Raw genomic sequence first — 13,250 nt, 5'->3', positions numbered from 1 at the left:
TCCCATTTTTCATATCGAGACCCGGTCAGGACGGCGCCTAATATAGGGCCAGACACATCCCGGGGGCTTTAAAAAAGGAGAATGCCGATGAACATGGAGAAGTTCACGGAGCGGTCTCGCGGTTTCCTTCAGGCCGCGCAGACGATCGCGATGCGCGAGGGTCATCAACGTGTGGTGCCCGAGCATCTTCTGAAGGCTTTGATGGATGACGATCAGGGGCTGTCGGCCAATCTGATCAAGCGCGCCGGCGGCGAGCCTGCCCGCGTGCTCGAAGCCGTCGATCTGGCGGTGTCGAAACTGCCGAAAGTGTCGGGCGGCGACGGGCAGGTCTATGTCGAGCAGAGCCTCGTGCGCGTGCTCGACGAGGCCGAGAAGATCGCCAAGAAAGCGGGCGACAGCTTCGTGCCGGTGGAGCGTGTGCTGATGGCTCTGGCCATGGTGAACACGCGCGCCAAGGATGCGCTCGATGCGGGCGCGGTGACGGCGCAGAAGCTCAACGCCGCGATCAATGATCTGCGCAAGGGCCGCACGGCGGATTCGGCCTCGGCCGAAGAGGGCTACGAGGCGCTCAAGAAATACGCGCGCGATCTGACCGAAGCTGCCGAGCAAGGCAAGATCGACCCGATCATCGGCCGTGATGACGAGATTCGGCGCACCATGCAGGTGCTGAGCCGTCGGACCAAGAACAACCCGGTTCTGATCGGTGAACCCGGCGTGGGTAAGACCGCGATCGCGGAAGGCCTTGCGCTGCGCATCATCGACGGGGACGTCCCGGAGAGCTTGCGCGACAAGCGACTCCTCGCGCTCGACATGGGTGCGCTGATCGCCGGTGCGAAATATCGCGGCGAGTTCGAAGAGCGTCTGAAAGCGATTCTCAAGGAAATCGAGGCCGCTGCGGGTGAGATCATCCTCTTCATCGACGAGATGCACACGCTCGTCGGCGCCGGGAAATCCGACGGCGCGATGGATGCGGCGAACCTGATCAAGCCGGCGCTGGCCCGCGGTGAGCTGCATTGCGTGGGGGCAACGACGCTCGACGAGTATCGCAAGTATGTCGAGAAGGACGCGGCTTTGGCCCGGCGTTTCCAGCCCGTGATGGTGGAAGAGCCGACGGTCGAGGACACGATCTCGATCCTGCGCGGTATCAAGGAGAAATACGAACTCCACCACGGGGTGAAGATCTCCGACTCGGCGCTGGTCTCGGCTGCGACGCTCTCGCATCGCTACATCACCGACCGCTTCCTGCCCGACAAGGCGATCGACCTCGTGGACGAGGCCGCCTCGCGTCTGCGCATGGAAGTGGACAGCAAACCCGAGGAGCTCGATGCGCTCGACCGTCAGATCCTGCAGATGCAGATCGAAGCGGAAGCGCTGAAGAAAGAGGATGACACCGCGTCGAAAGACCGACTCGAGAAGCTCGAGAAGGAACTGGCCGATCTGCAGGATCGCGCTTCGGAAATGACTGCCAAGTGGCAGGCCGAGCGGGACAAGCTGGAATCGGGTCGCAACCTCAAGGAGCAACTCGACAAGGCCCGGGCCGAGCTCGATCAAGCCAAGCGCGAGGGCAATCTCGCCCGCGCGGGTGAGCTGAGCTACGGCATCATCCCGAGTCTCGAGAAGCAACTCGCCGCAGCCGATGAGGCCGAAGGCGAAGAGCTGATGGTCGAGGAATCGGTGCGTCCCGAACAGATCGCCGAAGTGGTCGAACGCTGGACCGGCATCCCGACCTCCAAGATGCTCGAGGGCGAGCGCGAGAAGCTGCTGAAGATGGAAGACGAGCTGCACAAGCGCGTCGTCGGTCAGGATGCGGCGATCACCGCCGTGTCGAACGCCGTGCGCCGGGCGCGTGCGGGGCTGAACGACGAGAACCGGCCGCTGGGTTCGTTCCTCTTCCTCGGCCCGACCGGCGTGGGTAAGACCGAGCTGACCAAGGCCGTCGCGAATTACCTGTTCGACGACGATCAGGCGATGGTGCGGATCGACATGTCCGAGTTCATGGAGAAACACTCCGTGGCGCGGCTGATCGGTGCCCCTCCGGGCTATGTCGGCTATGACGAGGGTGGCGTTCTGACCGAAGCGGTCCGGCGGCGTCCCTATCAGGTCGTGCTGTTCGACGAGGTCGAGAAGGCGCACCCGGACGTGTTCAACGTGCTGCTGCAGGTGCTCGACGATGGTGTGCTGACCGACGGTCAGGGCCGCACGGTCGACTTCAAGCAGACGCTGATCGTGCTGACCTCGAACCTCGGCTCTCAGGCGCTCAGCCAGCTGCCGGAAGGCACGGATGCGGGCGAGGCCAAGCGTCAGGTGATGGATGCGGTGCGGGCGCATTTCCGCCCCGAATTCCTGAACCGGCTCGACGAGATGGTGATCTTCGATCGCCTGAACCGCGAGAACATGGACGGGATCGTGGAAATCCAGCTCAAGCGGCTGGAGACGCGTCTGGCACAGCGCAAGATCACGCTGGAGCTGGACGAGTCGGCCCACAAGTGGCTCGCCGATGCGGGCTACGACCCGGTCTATGGCGCACGTCCGCTGAAGCGGGTGATCCAACGCGCGCTGCAGGACCCGCTGGCCGAGGCGATCCTTGGCGGCGAGATCATGGATGGTGCGACGGTCGAAGTCACCGCGGGCCCGAACGGCCTGATCGTCGGCGGCCACAGCGCGCCTCTGGGTGGCACGAAGCCTGCCGATGGCGTGCCGCTGCACTAAACCCACCTGAAAATCGATTGAGAGGGGCGGAGCGATCCGCCCCTTTTTCGTCAGCATCAGGGGCGCTGCCCCTCTTGGCTACGCCAATTCACCCCGGGATATTTCCGCCAAGAGGAAGAAGGAGTATCTAGGGGATATTCCCCGGATCGAGTCCCCATGCCCGCCCTTTGCCGCCATTGCCTGAAGAGTTTTGACGAGGCGCCGAAGCGTTGCCCCGCCTGCGGCAAGGCGCGGATCGTGGCGCATCCGGAGTTGTTCGACCTGCCCATCGCGCATATCGATTGCGACAGCTTCTACGCCTCGGTCGAGAAGCGCGACAATCCCGAGCTGTCCTCGCAGGCGGTGATCGTGGGCGGCGGCACGCGCGGGGTGGTTACGACCTGCTGTTACATCGCGCGAATCTCCGGCGTGCGCTCGGCCATGCCGATGTTTCAGGCCCGCAAGCTTTGCCCCGATGCGGTGATCGTCAAACCGCGTATGGAGCATTACGCCAATGTCTCGCGCGAGATCCGGGCGAAGATGGTCGAGCTGACGCCGCTGATCGAGCCGCTCTCGCTCGACGAAGCGTTTCTCGATCTGGGCGGGACGGAGCGGCTGCATCATGCGCCCCCGGCCCTTCTGATGGCGCGGCTTGCGCGCGAGATCGAGACGGAGATCGGGGTGACGGCCTCGGTGGGTCTCTCGCATAACAAGTTTCTCGCCAAGATCGCCTCGGATCTCGACAAGCCGCGCGGGTTTTCGGTGATCGGGCGCGGCGATACGGAAGAGTTTCTCCGCGACAAGCCGGTGTCGATCCTTTGGGGCGTGGGGGCGGCGACGCGCTCGGCCCTGGGGCGCGCGGGCATCCGCACGCTTGCCGATATCCGCCGCGCGGGGCTGTCGCGGATGGAGGACCGCTTCGGCGCGTCGGGGCGGCGGCTGTTTGAGTTGGCCAGCGGGCTCGATGCGCGGCGCGTCTCTCCCGACTCGCCGATGAAATCGGTGTCGAACGAGACCACCTTCAACACTGACATCGCCGATCGCGAGGCGCTGATGGGCAAGCTCTGGCATCTGGCCGAGAAGGTCTCGGCCCGGATGAAGGCGCGCGATCTGGCGGGGCGGACGGTGACGCTGAAGCTCAAGAAGGCTGATTTCGCGACCGTGACCCGGCAGACCCGGCTGGAGGAGCCGAGCCAATTGGCCGACACGCTCTATCGCGCGGGCGAGACGCTGTTCGACAAACTGCCGAAGGGGCAGGCCTACCGACTCATCGGCATCGGATTTTCCGACCTCACGGCGGCCGATGGGCGCGATCCGGCGGGTGACCTGCTCGACCCCGATGCGGGCAAGCGCGCAAGCGCGGAGCGGGCGAAAGATGCGATCCGGGCGCGATTCGGGGCGGATGCGATCCGCAACGGGCGCGGCTGGGACGGGGAGTGAGTCACTCCGCTGCGTGACGCAGCGGATGTGCCCCGAGATCGGCGATCTGACGCGCCGTCCGGCTCATCAGCGCTGCGAACGCATTGAAATTCTCGTTCGGCGCGATGCGGTGCTGATCCATGTAGAGCGCGCGGTCGATCTCGATCTGGATCGCGTGATACCCCTCGCGCGGATGCCCGTAGCGCTGGGTGATATAGGCCCCGGCAAAGGGGCTGTTGCGCGCCACGTTCAGCCCTTCGCCTTCGAAGATCAGTTCGATCTCGCGCACGATCTCCCGGTCGGCGCTGGTGCCGTAGCGATCGCCAAGCACGATCTCCGCGCGGCGCGGCCCGGTCGCGGCCAGAGCCTCGGAGGGCATCGAATGCATATCGAGCAGAATCGCCTGCCCGAAAGCCCCATGCGCCTCGGCCATCAGCGCCTCGAGCTGCGCGTGATAGGGCCGCCAGACATGGTTGATCCGCGCCTCGGCCTCGATCATCGGGATCTTGCCGCGATAGATCGCCCGCGCACCGGACACCACGCGGGGAATCACCCCGAGACCGGCAGCGACGCGCGGCCCCGGATGCGCCCGGTCCAGCCCGGCGATCAGCGCCGAATCAAGTTCGTCCTCCGCCCGGTTGAGATCGACCCAGGCCCTCGGATACTGCGCGCAGAGAAGCGGCGCGCCGAATCGCGGAACGTCCGCCAGCAGCTCATCGACGAAAGCATCTTCGGAAGACCGCAGGCGCAGCATGTCCAGAACGGCCCGTTCCTGCAGGCTATGCGGGTATTGCGCACCGGAATGGGGCGAGGCGAAGACCGCAGCCGTCCGCAACGCCTTGGGGCGAACCAGCCGGAACGGCGGCAAAAGGGCTGGGCTGTCGGACATGAAACCTCTTATGATCGCCTAATATCTTACACTGGAACGCTTTCGCACCAAAACCCTCTTGAAAGCCGTTTCGACTCTTTATATAGACCCCCAGACCGACGCGACACCGCGCCTTTCGGTTCCCTTCGCGGCCTAGCCGCAAGCGCGAATCAAAGGCATCAAACGGGATCGCACGGGTGTGGGCGGTTAGCTCAGCGGTAGAGCACTACGTTGACATCGTAGTGGCCACTGGTTCGATCCCAGTACCGCCCACCATCTATTCACCGCCCCCGGCTTGCAAGCCCGGGGCATTCGTTTTTCAAGGCGCACCGCGCGCCGCGATACAGGAGAAGGCCGATGAAGGTCCGCAACTCGCTCCGCTCGCTCAAGCAGCGTCATCGCGATTGCCAGGTCGTGCGCCGCAAAGGCCGCGTCTACGTGATCAACAAGACGCAGAAGCGCTTCAAAGCCCGCCAGGGCTGAGGCAGCCGAGCCGAAACGAATAAAGGCCGCGCCAGGGATTTCCCGGCGCGGCCTTTTCCTTTGTTCAGCGATCTGAGGCTGAGAGGGATCGGCGCTTAACGCGCGCCGATCGCCCCGGCCAGAAGCTGCGCCACGGTGGCCTGATCGAGATAGCCGGTCGCTTCCAGCCCGCCTGCGGTCTGATAGCGGCGAATCGCGCGGCGCGTATCTTTGTCGAAGACGCCGTCGACCTTGCCGGGCTTCAGGCCCATTTGGGCGAGGCGTTGCTCCACCAGCGATTTCGCGACGCCGGGCAGGTTGAGGGCGGCCTCTTTCGCGGCGGCCGCGTCCATCGCGTCGCTTTGCTGATTCTGTTGCTGCAGCTCAGCGATGCGTGCCTCGGCCTCAGCTTTGAAGGCCGGGTCGGAGCGGCTTGCCAGATAGTCACGGTAGCTGGCGATGGTGTCGGCTTTACGTGCGACGTCCCAATCGGCGCGATCGGCCGACTGCGCTTCATCGCGGCGATCCGCTTCGATCTTGTCGAGCCGCTCCTGCGCGAGTTCCGCGAACAGACCATCGGGATATTTCTTGAGATAGGCGCGCAGCCCGGCCTCATCACCCGCCTTGCCGGTCTGCTCCCAATAGGCGCGGTCCTGCTGGTCGATCTTGGCCTGACGGGCCTCGGCCTCGGCCTTCAGCTCGGCGGCGCGTTTTTCGCCCTGCGCCGAGAGCGCAGTCAGCTGGGCGCGGGTCAGATAGCTGGTGTCGTCGAAGCCGTTGGCTTTCTGCCAGCGCGCGATTGCCCCGCGCGAGCCAGGCCCGAAGATACCATCGACGCCTTTCGGGTCGAATTTCAGGATCGTCAGGTTCTGCTGCACCTCGCGCTTCTGATCGCGGCTGAGGTTCAGCGCCTCTTCGGTAGCCTTTGCTTGCCGCTGAGGCTCGTCACGCAGCTGCTGGATACGCTGCTTCGCCTGAGCGGCATTGGTGCCATTCGGATAGCGGTCGAGATAAAGCTGATAGGCGGTGATCGTGTCCTCGGAACGCGCCATGTCCCAATAGGGGGCTGACGGGTCAGCCGCGGGGGTCTTCACCGGGGCGGGTTTCTTGCCCGTCGGCTCGGTGACCAGTACGAAATCACTCGGCATGTAGCCACTCGCGCGCAGGTCTTCGGACTGCGCCGACTGCATCAGCGAGGCGCCGGGCTCGGTCAGATCGCCCGACATGAGGCTGGCCACATCCTTCGGGCTGCCGCGCAGCACGGTCACGCCCTGCGGAATGTCGAGCGTCCCGATCCCAGGCTGGGTCAGGCCCTGGCCATTGCCCGCGTCATCCGCCGACCCAAGCAGCAGAAGGGCACGCCCCGGATGGGCGGCGAGCACGGTCATCACGGCCGACAACGGCAGCGCCTCGCTCACCGCTTCGGGCAGCGAGGTGTCGCGGGCGTCGACCGGCAGATACCATGTCTCGCCGTCGGAATGGACAAAACGGCCCGAGAGCGCCACGACCAGCCGCTCGGCCTCGGGTGCGCGGGTCACGAAATCACGGAAGCGGGACCGGATCTCGGCCGCGTCGGCGTCATCCTCGATCAGCACCGAGAAGCCCGCCGTCTGCAGCTTTGCCTCGCTATCGGTCAGGGCAGTGCCCGAGCGAAGATCGTCGATCCGTTGATAATCGGAATTGCCCAGCACCAGCGCCAGATCGGCGGCATGGGCGGGAAGGCCAAGCGCCGCGATCGCGGCACCTGTCAGAAGAAGTTTACGCATGGGGTCCTCCACTCTCTTTCCGGAGAAACCCCTTGAGTGCGCGCGCGGTTCCTCAGTCGTATTTCCGCTGGTCGTCGATGACCTTCCCATCATTAGGCAAAGAGCCGGGCGACACCAGTTCGATCACGCCCTTCATCTTCAGCGCCTCGCGGATGCCGCCGTCGAAGCGGGCGGGATCGTCGGCCTCGGTTTCGATCTGCACGGTCATCACGTCCATCTCGCCATCGCGGGTGGCGATGACACGGGCCTTTTGCACCTCTGCATGGGCCGAGACGAAGCTGGCGACCTGCTCAGGACGGACGAACATGCCCTTGATCTTGGTGGTTTGATCGGCGCGGCCCATCCAGCCCTTGATGCGCATATTGGTGCGCCCGCAGGGGCTGACGCCTTCCATCACCGCCGACAGATCGCCGGTGGCGAAACGGATCAGCGGGTAGTCGGGATTGAGCGTGGTCACGACGACTTCTCCAACCTCGCCGGGGGCAACCGGATCGCCGGTGCCGGGGCGGACGATCTCGACGATCACGCCCTCGTCGACGATCATCCCCTCCATCGCGGCACTCTCATAGGCGATATTGCCCAGATCGGCGGTGGCGTAGCATTGCAGGCATGCGATGCCGCGATCCGCATAATCCTGACGCAGGCTCGGGAAGAGCGCACCGCCCGACACGGTGGCCTTCGTGATTTTCAGCGCCTCGCCCATCTCCTCGGCCTTCTCGAGAATGATGCGCAGGTAATCGGGCGTGCCCGCGTAAGTCGTGGTGCCGATATCGACGGCGGCGCGGACCTGCAATTCGGTCTGGCCGGTGCCCGCAGGCAGAACGGCGGCACCGACCGTGCGCGCGGCATTCTCGAACATCATGCCCGCGGGGGTGAGGTGATAGCCGAAGCAGTTCTGCACGATATCGCCGGGACCGACGCCTGCGGCATGGACGAAACGCCCCAACCGCCACCAGTTGTGGCTGGTATCGCCGGGCTCGTAGATCGGGCCGGGCGACTGGAAGATATGCGCGAAGGCATGGGCGGGTTTCGTGACCAGCCCCCCGAAGGGCGGCGCGCCTTTCTGCGCAGCCCCGAGGTCGGACTTGCGCAGCACCGGCAGCTTCGCGAGCGCCTCGCGCGAGGTGATCGCGCTCGGGTCGACGCCTTGCAGATGCGCCGCGATCCCCGGAGCCTTCATCGCCGCGCCGATCAGCGCCGGCAGGCACTCCGCCAGAGAGGCCTCACGCGCGTCGGCGCTGCGGGTTTCCAATTCGTCGAAATGTTCGCGCATCTCTCGACCCTTTCCGTTCAGCGGACAAACCGCTCCTATTCCGCGCCCAAAATGCTGCGCAGCAATTCAATTGAATCAGTAAGTTACCGTTACGCCAGCCAGCGCTTGCGGCGGCGATAGCTGCGCACGTCGCGGAAGCTCTTGCGGCCTTCGTCAGACATGCCGAGGTAGAATTCCTTCACGTCCGGGTTCTCGCGCAGCTCGGCTGCGGGACCGTCCATCACGATGCGACCGCTCTCGAGGATGTAGCCGTAATGGGCGTAGCGCAGCGCGACATTGGTGTTCTGCTCGGCCAGAAGGAAGGTCACGCCCTCGTTCTCGTTAACCGATTTCACGATCTCGAAGATCTGCTCCACCAGTTGCGGCGCGAGACCCATCGAGGGCTCGTCCAGCAGGATCGTCTCGGGGCGGCTCATCAGCGCGCGGCCCATCGCGACCATCTGCTGCTCCCCGCCCGAGGTATAGCCCGCCTGCGATTTGCGGCGCTCCTTGAGACGCGGGAAGTAGTCGTAGACCATCTCCAGGTCGGCCTGGATCGCGGCGCGGCCGTCCTTGCGGGTATAGGCGCCGGTCAGCAGGTTTTCCTCGACGGTCAGGTGTTCGAAGCAATGGCGCCCCTCCATCACCTGGATCACGCCCTTGCGGACCAGATCGGCGGGGGAGCCGTCCTGCACCCGTTCGCCGCGATAGGTGATCGAGCCTTTCGTCACCTCGCCGCGCTCGGATTTGAGCAGGTTGGAGATCGCCTTGAGCGTCGTCGTCTTGCCCGCGCCGTTGCCACCCAGAAGCGCGGTGATCCCGCCCTTGGGCACGCTCAGGCTCACCCCTTTCAGCACGAGGATGACGTGATTGTAGATCACCTCGATATTGTTGACCTCGAGAAGGGTGTTATCGGTTTTCGAAGCGTCGAGCATGGTTCTCTCCGGGACGTTGGGGTGGCCCCCGGCGGCGCGCGCCGGAGGCCGTTTTCGATCAGTTACACTGGTCGGTGATGTTGTTTTCCGAAGCGAAGGCTGCGGAATCTTCTTCGATCAGCGGGTTCAGCACGTCCTTGTCGGATTCGATCCAGTCAGAGGCTTCGTTCCACTTCTTCGCACCGGCATCCCACTGGAAGACCTTGGCGGAGCCGGGGCCCCCGTGGTTCTCGCAGCTCGCCTTGATCGGCTGGGCGAAGTTCGGCAGGCCGAGCTCTTCCAGACGGGCTTCGGTGAGGTCGAGGTTCTCGAAACCGTCGCGCACTTCAGCGGCGTTGACGTTCGACTTGCCGGCCATCTCCTGCGCCTTGCGGATCGCTTCCGAGATGATCATCGCCGCGTACATGCCGCGCGAATAGAGCATCGTACCGACCTGATCGCCTGCGCCCGACGCCTTGCCGGCATCGACGACATATTGCTTGAGGTCCGCATAGACCGGGTAGTCCATACCGGTGCCGTGGAACGAGAGCGCCTTGTAGCCAGAGGCCTTGTCGCCTGCCGGAGCCACGTCGTTCTCCGAACCCGACCACCAGACGCCGATGAAGTGATCCATCGGGAAACGGATGTTCACGGCTTCCTGGATGGCGACCTGGTTCATGACGCCCCAGCCCCACATCAGGACATAGTCGGGCTTGTCACGACGGATCTGCAGCCATTGCGACTTCTGCTCCTGACCCGGGTGGTCGACGGGCAGGGTCGAAAGCTCGAAACCGTGCTTCTTGGCCAGCTCTTCGAGTGTGCGGATCGGCTCCTTGCCATAGGCGGAGTTGTGATAGACCAGCGCGATTTTCTTACCGCTGATGTCGCCACCTTCCTGATCGATGATATGTTTGATCGCGACCGAGGCGCCATCCCAGTAGTTGGCCGGGAAGTTGAAGACCCACTTGAACACCTTGCCGTTCGCAGCCGAGGTGCGGCCGTAGCCCGGGGTGTAGAGCGTGATGCCGTCAGCGGTGACCTTCGGGATCAGCTGATAGGTGATGCCGGTCGAGAGCGGGTTATAGGCCAGCGCGCCTTCGCCCTTGGTCGACTCGTAGCATTCCACGCCCTTCTCGGTGTTGTAGGCGGTTTCGCATTCGGGCGTCTTGACCATCTCGCCGCCGATGCCGCCGTCACGCTCGTTGAGCAGGGTGAAATAGTCGTTGAAGCCATCGGCATAGGGAATGCCGTTCGCGGCATAGGGCCCGGTGCGATAGCTGAGGTTCGGCACCACCAGTTCAGCGAAAGCCGGGGCCGTGGTCAGCGTCATCGCCGCCGCGACCAGTGCGGTTAGGGTCTTCTTCATTCGGTTCTCCTCCCAGAATGTTCGAGTGTTGCGCCGGGCGTGTCCCGGTTCTTTGTGTTGGGCGGCCCGGCCGTCAGTGCGGGAAGGGCCAAAGCCGGAGTTTTTCTTTCGCGACGCGCCAGAGCTGCGCGAGGCCATGCGGTTCCGCGATCAGGAAGGCCACGATCAGCCCGCCGACGATCATCAGTTCGATATGCGCGGCGAGGTCCGTGGGCCAACCGAGCGTGCCGACGAGCACGTTCTTGAGGAAGACCGGCAGCAGCACGAGGAAGGCAGCGCCCGCGAAGGATCCGAAGATCGAGCCCAGACCGCCGATGATCACCATGAAGAGGATCAGGAAGGACTTCTGGATGCCGAAGGCTTCGCCCACTTCTGCCGCACCCAGATAGACCGCGAAGAACAGCGCGCCGGCGATGCCGATGAAGAACGAGCTGACCGCAAAGGCCGACAGTTTCGTCGTCAGCGGGTTCACCCCGATGATCTCGGCGGCGATATCCATGTCGCGGATCGCCATCCATTTGCGTCCCACCGTGCCGCGCGTCAGATTGCGCGCGACCAGCGCCACCAGCGTCAGCATCACGAGGCAGAACATGTATTTCGCCATCGCCGAGGTCTGCGCGCCGGTCACGAAGACGCCGAAGACGGTGCGCTCGGGCGCGTTGATCTGACCCGAGGCCGAGTAGTTGTAGAACCACGGCACCTTGTTGAAGAGCCACACGAGGAAGAACTGCGCCGCCAGCGTTGCCACCGCGAGGTAGAAACCTTTGATGCGCAGGCTCGGCAGGCCGAAGATCACGCCCACAGCGGCGGTGATGAACCCCGCGATGATGACGTGGAAGAAGATGTTGATGTCGGGGAAGGCCGTCATCAGCTTGTAGACGGCATAAGCGCCCACCGCCATGAAGCCCCCGGTGCCAAGGCTCACCTGCCCGGCATAGCCCACGAGGATATTCAGCCCGATCGCCGCGATGGCGTAGATCAGGAAGGGCACCGCGACCGCGTTCGCCCAGTAGTCGTTGATGAACAGCGGCACGATCCCGAAAGCGACCACCAGCACCGCGTAATAGCGCAGCCGGTCGAATTTGATCGGAAAGGTCTGACTGTCCTCCCGGTAGGATGTCTTGAAATCACCTGCTTCGCGGTAAAACATCAGCCTCTCCCTTTCGTCAGGGAGAGCGCGTCGTCTCCCGTCAGCAGTTGCCGCGCCGGATCCTCACCCAGGCCCAGAGCCCGGCTCCCGCCCCCAAGGCGGCCAGCACGATATTCAGTGTTTGCAAGGTGGTCGGTTCTTCCGGCGGCGCGGCCAGCGCGATCCATCCGAATGCGAGCGCGGCTCCCCAGCCAATCGTGAACACGGTTGCACAGGTCTTCATCGGTAACGGTCCTCCCAATGATCGTCACATCAGCGCGACGACACTGGGCTCCCCTCCCCTTGACGCCACGACATGTGGCAGCTTGTCGCACCCCTGCGGCTCGATCAAGGAATTTCTCACCGTGGCGTGAAAGCGTCGTGATCATCGGTCAGACCCTCTCGATAATCTTCTCGCCGAACAGGCCCTGCGGCCGGAAGACGAGGAAGACGAGCGCGAGCACATAGGCGAACCAGTTCTCGGTCGCGCCACCCAGGAAGGGGGCCCCGATCAGCAGTTCGAACAGTTTCTCGCCCACACCGATGATCAGACCGCCGACGATGGCGCCCGGGATCGAGGTGAAGCCGCCCAGCATCAGCACCGGGAGTGCCTTGAGCGCGATCAGCGACAGCGAGAACTGGACGCCCGATTTCGAGCCCCACATGATGCCCGCGACCAGCGCCACGAAGCCCGCGATGGACCAGACGAGGATCCAGATGAAGCGCAGTGAGATCCCGACCGACAGCGCGGCCTGGTGATCGTCGGCCACCGCGCGCAGCGCCCGGCCCTGCTTGGAGTATTGCGAGAACACGGTCAGCGCCGACACCAGCAGCACCGCGACGATCGCCGCCACGATATCGAGATTGTCGATGAAGAAGCCGTAGCCGAACATGTTGAAGGTGACGGTGTCGATGGTCTCGTTGATGCCCTGCGGCAGCCCCACATCGAGCGTCTTGATGTCAGAGCCCCACATCACGTCCCCGAAACCTTCGAGGAAATAGGCCATCCCGATCGTCGCCATGAAGAGGATGATCGGCGCCTGGTTCACCAGATGCTTGAGCACCACTTTCTCGATGATGATCGCAAGCACGACCATCACGGCCGCCGCCAGCACGATCGCGACGATTGCCGGAACCTCCCACGGGAAATTCGTGTAGTGATTGCCCGTCATCGCGTTGATGAGATGGGCGAAGGGCACTTGCCCCTTCTGGATGCCGACCAGCGTCAGCGCGGCAAAGAGCGCGAGCACGCCCTGCGCGTAGTTGAAGATGCCAGAGGCTTTGAAGATCAGCACGAAGCCCAGCGCCACGAGCGCATAGAGCACCCCTGCCATAAGGCCGTTCAGCGTCACCTCGGCGGCATAGAGAACGATATCAGGCATGACG

The 13,250-nt window shown here is 64.0% G+C and carries 11 protein-coding genes and 1 tRNA gene; 4 read left to right on the top strand and 8 right to left on the bottom strand.

Going from position 1 to position 13,250, the window contains the following annotated elements:
- Positions 1–87: 87 nt before the first annotated feature.
- Complete coding sequence (gene clpB, locus BMI89_RS10050) at positions 88–2,709, top strand: ATP-dependent chaperone ClpB (protein ID WP_078570806.1); 2,622 nt, start codon at positions 88–90, stop codon at positions 2,707–2,709.
- Positions 2,710–2,865: 156 nt separating this feature from the next.
- Positions 2,866–4,128 (top strand): DNA polymerase IV, encoded by a 1,263-nt coding sequence (locus BMI89_RS10045; protein WP_078570805.1) that lies wholly within the window; start codon positions 2,866–2,868, stop codon positions 4,126–4,128.
- 1 nt (position 4,129) lies between these two features.
- Here BMI89_RS10045 and BMI89_RS10040 read toward each other — a convergent pair whose 3' ends face one another.
- Complete coding sequence (locus tag BMI89_RS10040) at positions 4,130–4,996, bottom strand: N-formylglutamate amidohydrolase (RefSeq protein WP_143593876.1); 867 nt, start codon at positions 4,994–4,996, stop codon at positions 4,130–4,132.
- A gap of 180 nt (positions 4,997–5,176) precedes the next feature.
- Here BMI89_RS10040 and BMI89_RS10035 point away from each other — a divergent pair.
- A tRNA-Val gene (locus tag BMI89_RS10035) sits at positions 5,177–5,251 on the top strand.
- An 81-nt stretch (positions 5,252–5,332) separates the two neighbouring features.
- A complete protein-coding gene (ykgO, locus tag BMI89_RS10030; RefSeq protein ID WP_038074920.1) occupies positions 5,333–5,458 on the top strand; it encodes a type B 50S ribosomal protein L36 in 126 nt (41 codons plus the stop codon).
- Positions 5,459–5,553: 95 nt separating this feature from the next.
- Here the strand turns inward: ykgO and BMI89_RS10025 are convergent, their stop codons facing one another.
- The 7 genes from BMI89_RS10025 to BMI89_RS09995 form a co-directional block, all read right to left on the bottom strand.
- Positions 5,554–7,203 (bottom strand): peptidoglycan-binding protein, encoded by a 1,650-nt coding sequence (locus BMI89_RS10025; RefSeq protein ID WP_168176788.1) that lies wholly within the window; start codon positions 7,201–7,203, stop codon positions 5,554–5,556.
- A gap of 52 nt (positions 7,204–7,255) precedes the next feature.
- Complete coding sequence (locus BMI89_RS10020) at positions 7,256–8,476, bottom strand: AMP-binding protein (protein ID WP_078570803.1); 1,221 nt, start codon at positions 8,474–8,476, stop codon at positions 7,256–7,258.
- A gap of 89 nt (positions 8,477–8,565) precedes the next feature.
- Positions 8,566–9,390 (bottom strand): ABC transporter ATP-binding protein, encoded by an 825-nt coding sequence (locus BMI89_RS10015; protein ID WP_078550806.1) that lies wholly within the window; start codon positions 9,388–9,390, stop codon positions 8,566–8,568.
- A 58-nt stretch (positions 9,391–9,448) separates the two neighbouring features.
- Entirely contained in the window at positions 9,449–10,735 is a 1,287-nt protein-coding gene (locus BMI89_RS10010) for an ABC transporter substrate-binding protein (RefSeq protein WP_078570802.1), read from the bottom strand.
- Positions 10,736–10,808: 73 nt separating this feature from the next.
- Positions 10,809–11,885 carry a branched-chain amino acid ABC transporter permease gene (locus BMI89_RS10005; protein ID WP_078541718.1) on the bottom strand — a complete coding sequence of 359 codons (1,077 nt, stop codon included), beginning with the start codon at positions 11,883–11,885 and terminating at the stop codon, positions 10,809–10,811.
- A gap of 40 nt (positions 11,886–11,925) precedes the next feature.
- Positions 11,926–12,108, bottom strand: a complete 183-nt coding sequence (locus tag BMI89_RS10000; protein ID WP_078541717.1) for a hypothetical protein — start codon at positions 12,106–12,108, stop codon at positions 11,926–11,928.
- A gap of 148 nt (positions 12,109–12,256) precedes the next feature.
- A complete protein-coding gene (locus BMI89_RS09995) occupies positions 12,257–13,246 on the bottom strand; it encodes a branched-chain amino acid ABC transporter permease (RefSeq protein WP_078570801.1) in 990 nt (329 codons plus the stop codon).
- Positions 13,247–13,250 lie beyond the last annotated feature (4 nt).

The organism is Thioclava sp. F36-7 (assembly GCF_002020075.1).
In the GTDB taxonomy this organism is placed as follows: domain Bacteria; phylum Pseudomonadota; class Alphaproteobacteria; order Rhodobacterales; family Rhodobacteraceae; genus Thioclava; species Thioclava sediminum.
Note: the sequence above shows the minus strand (reverse complement) of the source record. Positions and strands in the feature narration are given on the sequence as shown.

What these genes read in the sequence shown, in the direction of transcription:
- clpB (WP_078570806.1), top strand. Translation starts at nt 88, where the DNA reads ATGAACATGGAGAAGTTCACGGAGCGGTCTCGCGGTTTCCTTCAGGCC.
- BMI89_RS10045 (WP_078570805.1), top strand. Translation starts at nt 2,866, where the DNA reads ATGCCCGCCCTTTGCCGCCATTGCCTGAAGAGTTTTGACGAGGCGCCG.
- BMI89_RS10040 (WP_143593876.1), bottom strand. Translation starts at nt 4,996, where the DNA reads ATGTCCGACAGCCCAGCCCTTTTGCCGCCGTTCCGGCTGGTTCGCCCC.
- ykgO (WP_038074920.1), top strand. Translation starts at nt 5,333, where the DNA reads ATGAAGGTCCGCAACTCGCTCCGCTCGCTCAAGCAGCGTCATCGCGAT.
- BMI89_RS10025 (WP_168176788.1), bottom strand. Translation starts at nt 7,203, where the DNA reads ATGCGTAAACTTCTTCTGACAGGTGCCGCGATCGCGGCGCTTGGCCTT.
- BMI89_RS10020 (WP_078570803.1), bottom strand. Translation starts at nt 8,476, where the DNA reads ATGCGCGAACATTTCGACGAATTGGAAACCCGCAGCGCCGACGCGCGT.
- BMI89_RS10015 (WP_078550806.1), bottom strand. Translation starts at nt 9,390, where the DNA reads ATGCTCGACGCTTCGAAAACCGATAACACCCTTCTCGAGGTCAACAAT.
- BMI89_RS10010 (WP_078570802.1), bottom strand. Translation starts at nt 10,735, where the DNA reads ATGAAGAAGACCCTAACCGCACTGGTCGCGGCGGCGATGACGCTGACC.
- BMI89_RS10005 (WP_078541718.1), bottom strand. Translation starts at nt 11,885, where the DNA reads ATGTTTTACCGCGAAGCAGGTGATTTCAAGACATCCTACCGGGAGGAC.
- BMI89_RS10000 (WP_078541717.1), bottom strand. Translation starts at nt 12,108, where the DNA reads ATGAAGACCTGTGCAACCGTGTTCACGATTGGCTGGGGAGCCGCGCTC.
- BMI89_RS09995 (WP_078570801.1), bottom strand. Translation starts at nt 13,246, where the DNA reads ATGCCTGATATCGTTCTCTATGCCGCCGAGGTGACGCTGAACGGCCTT.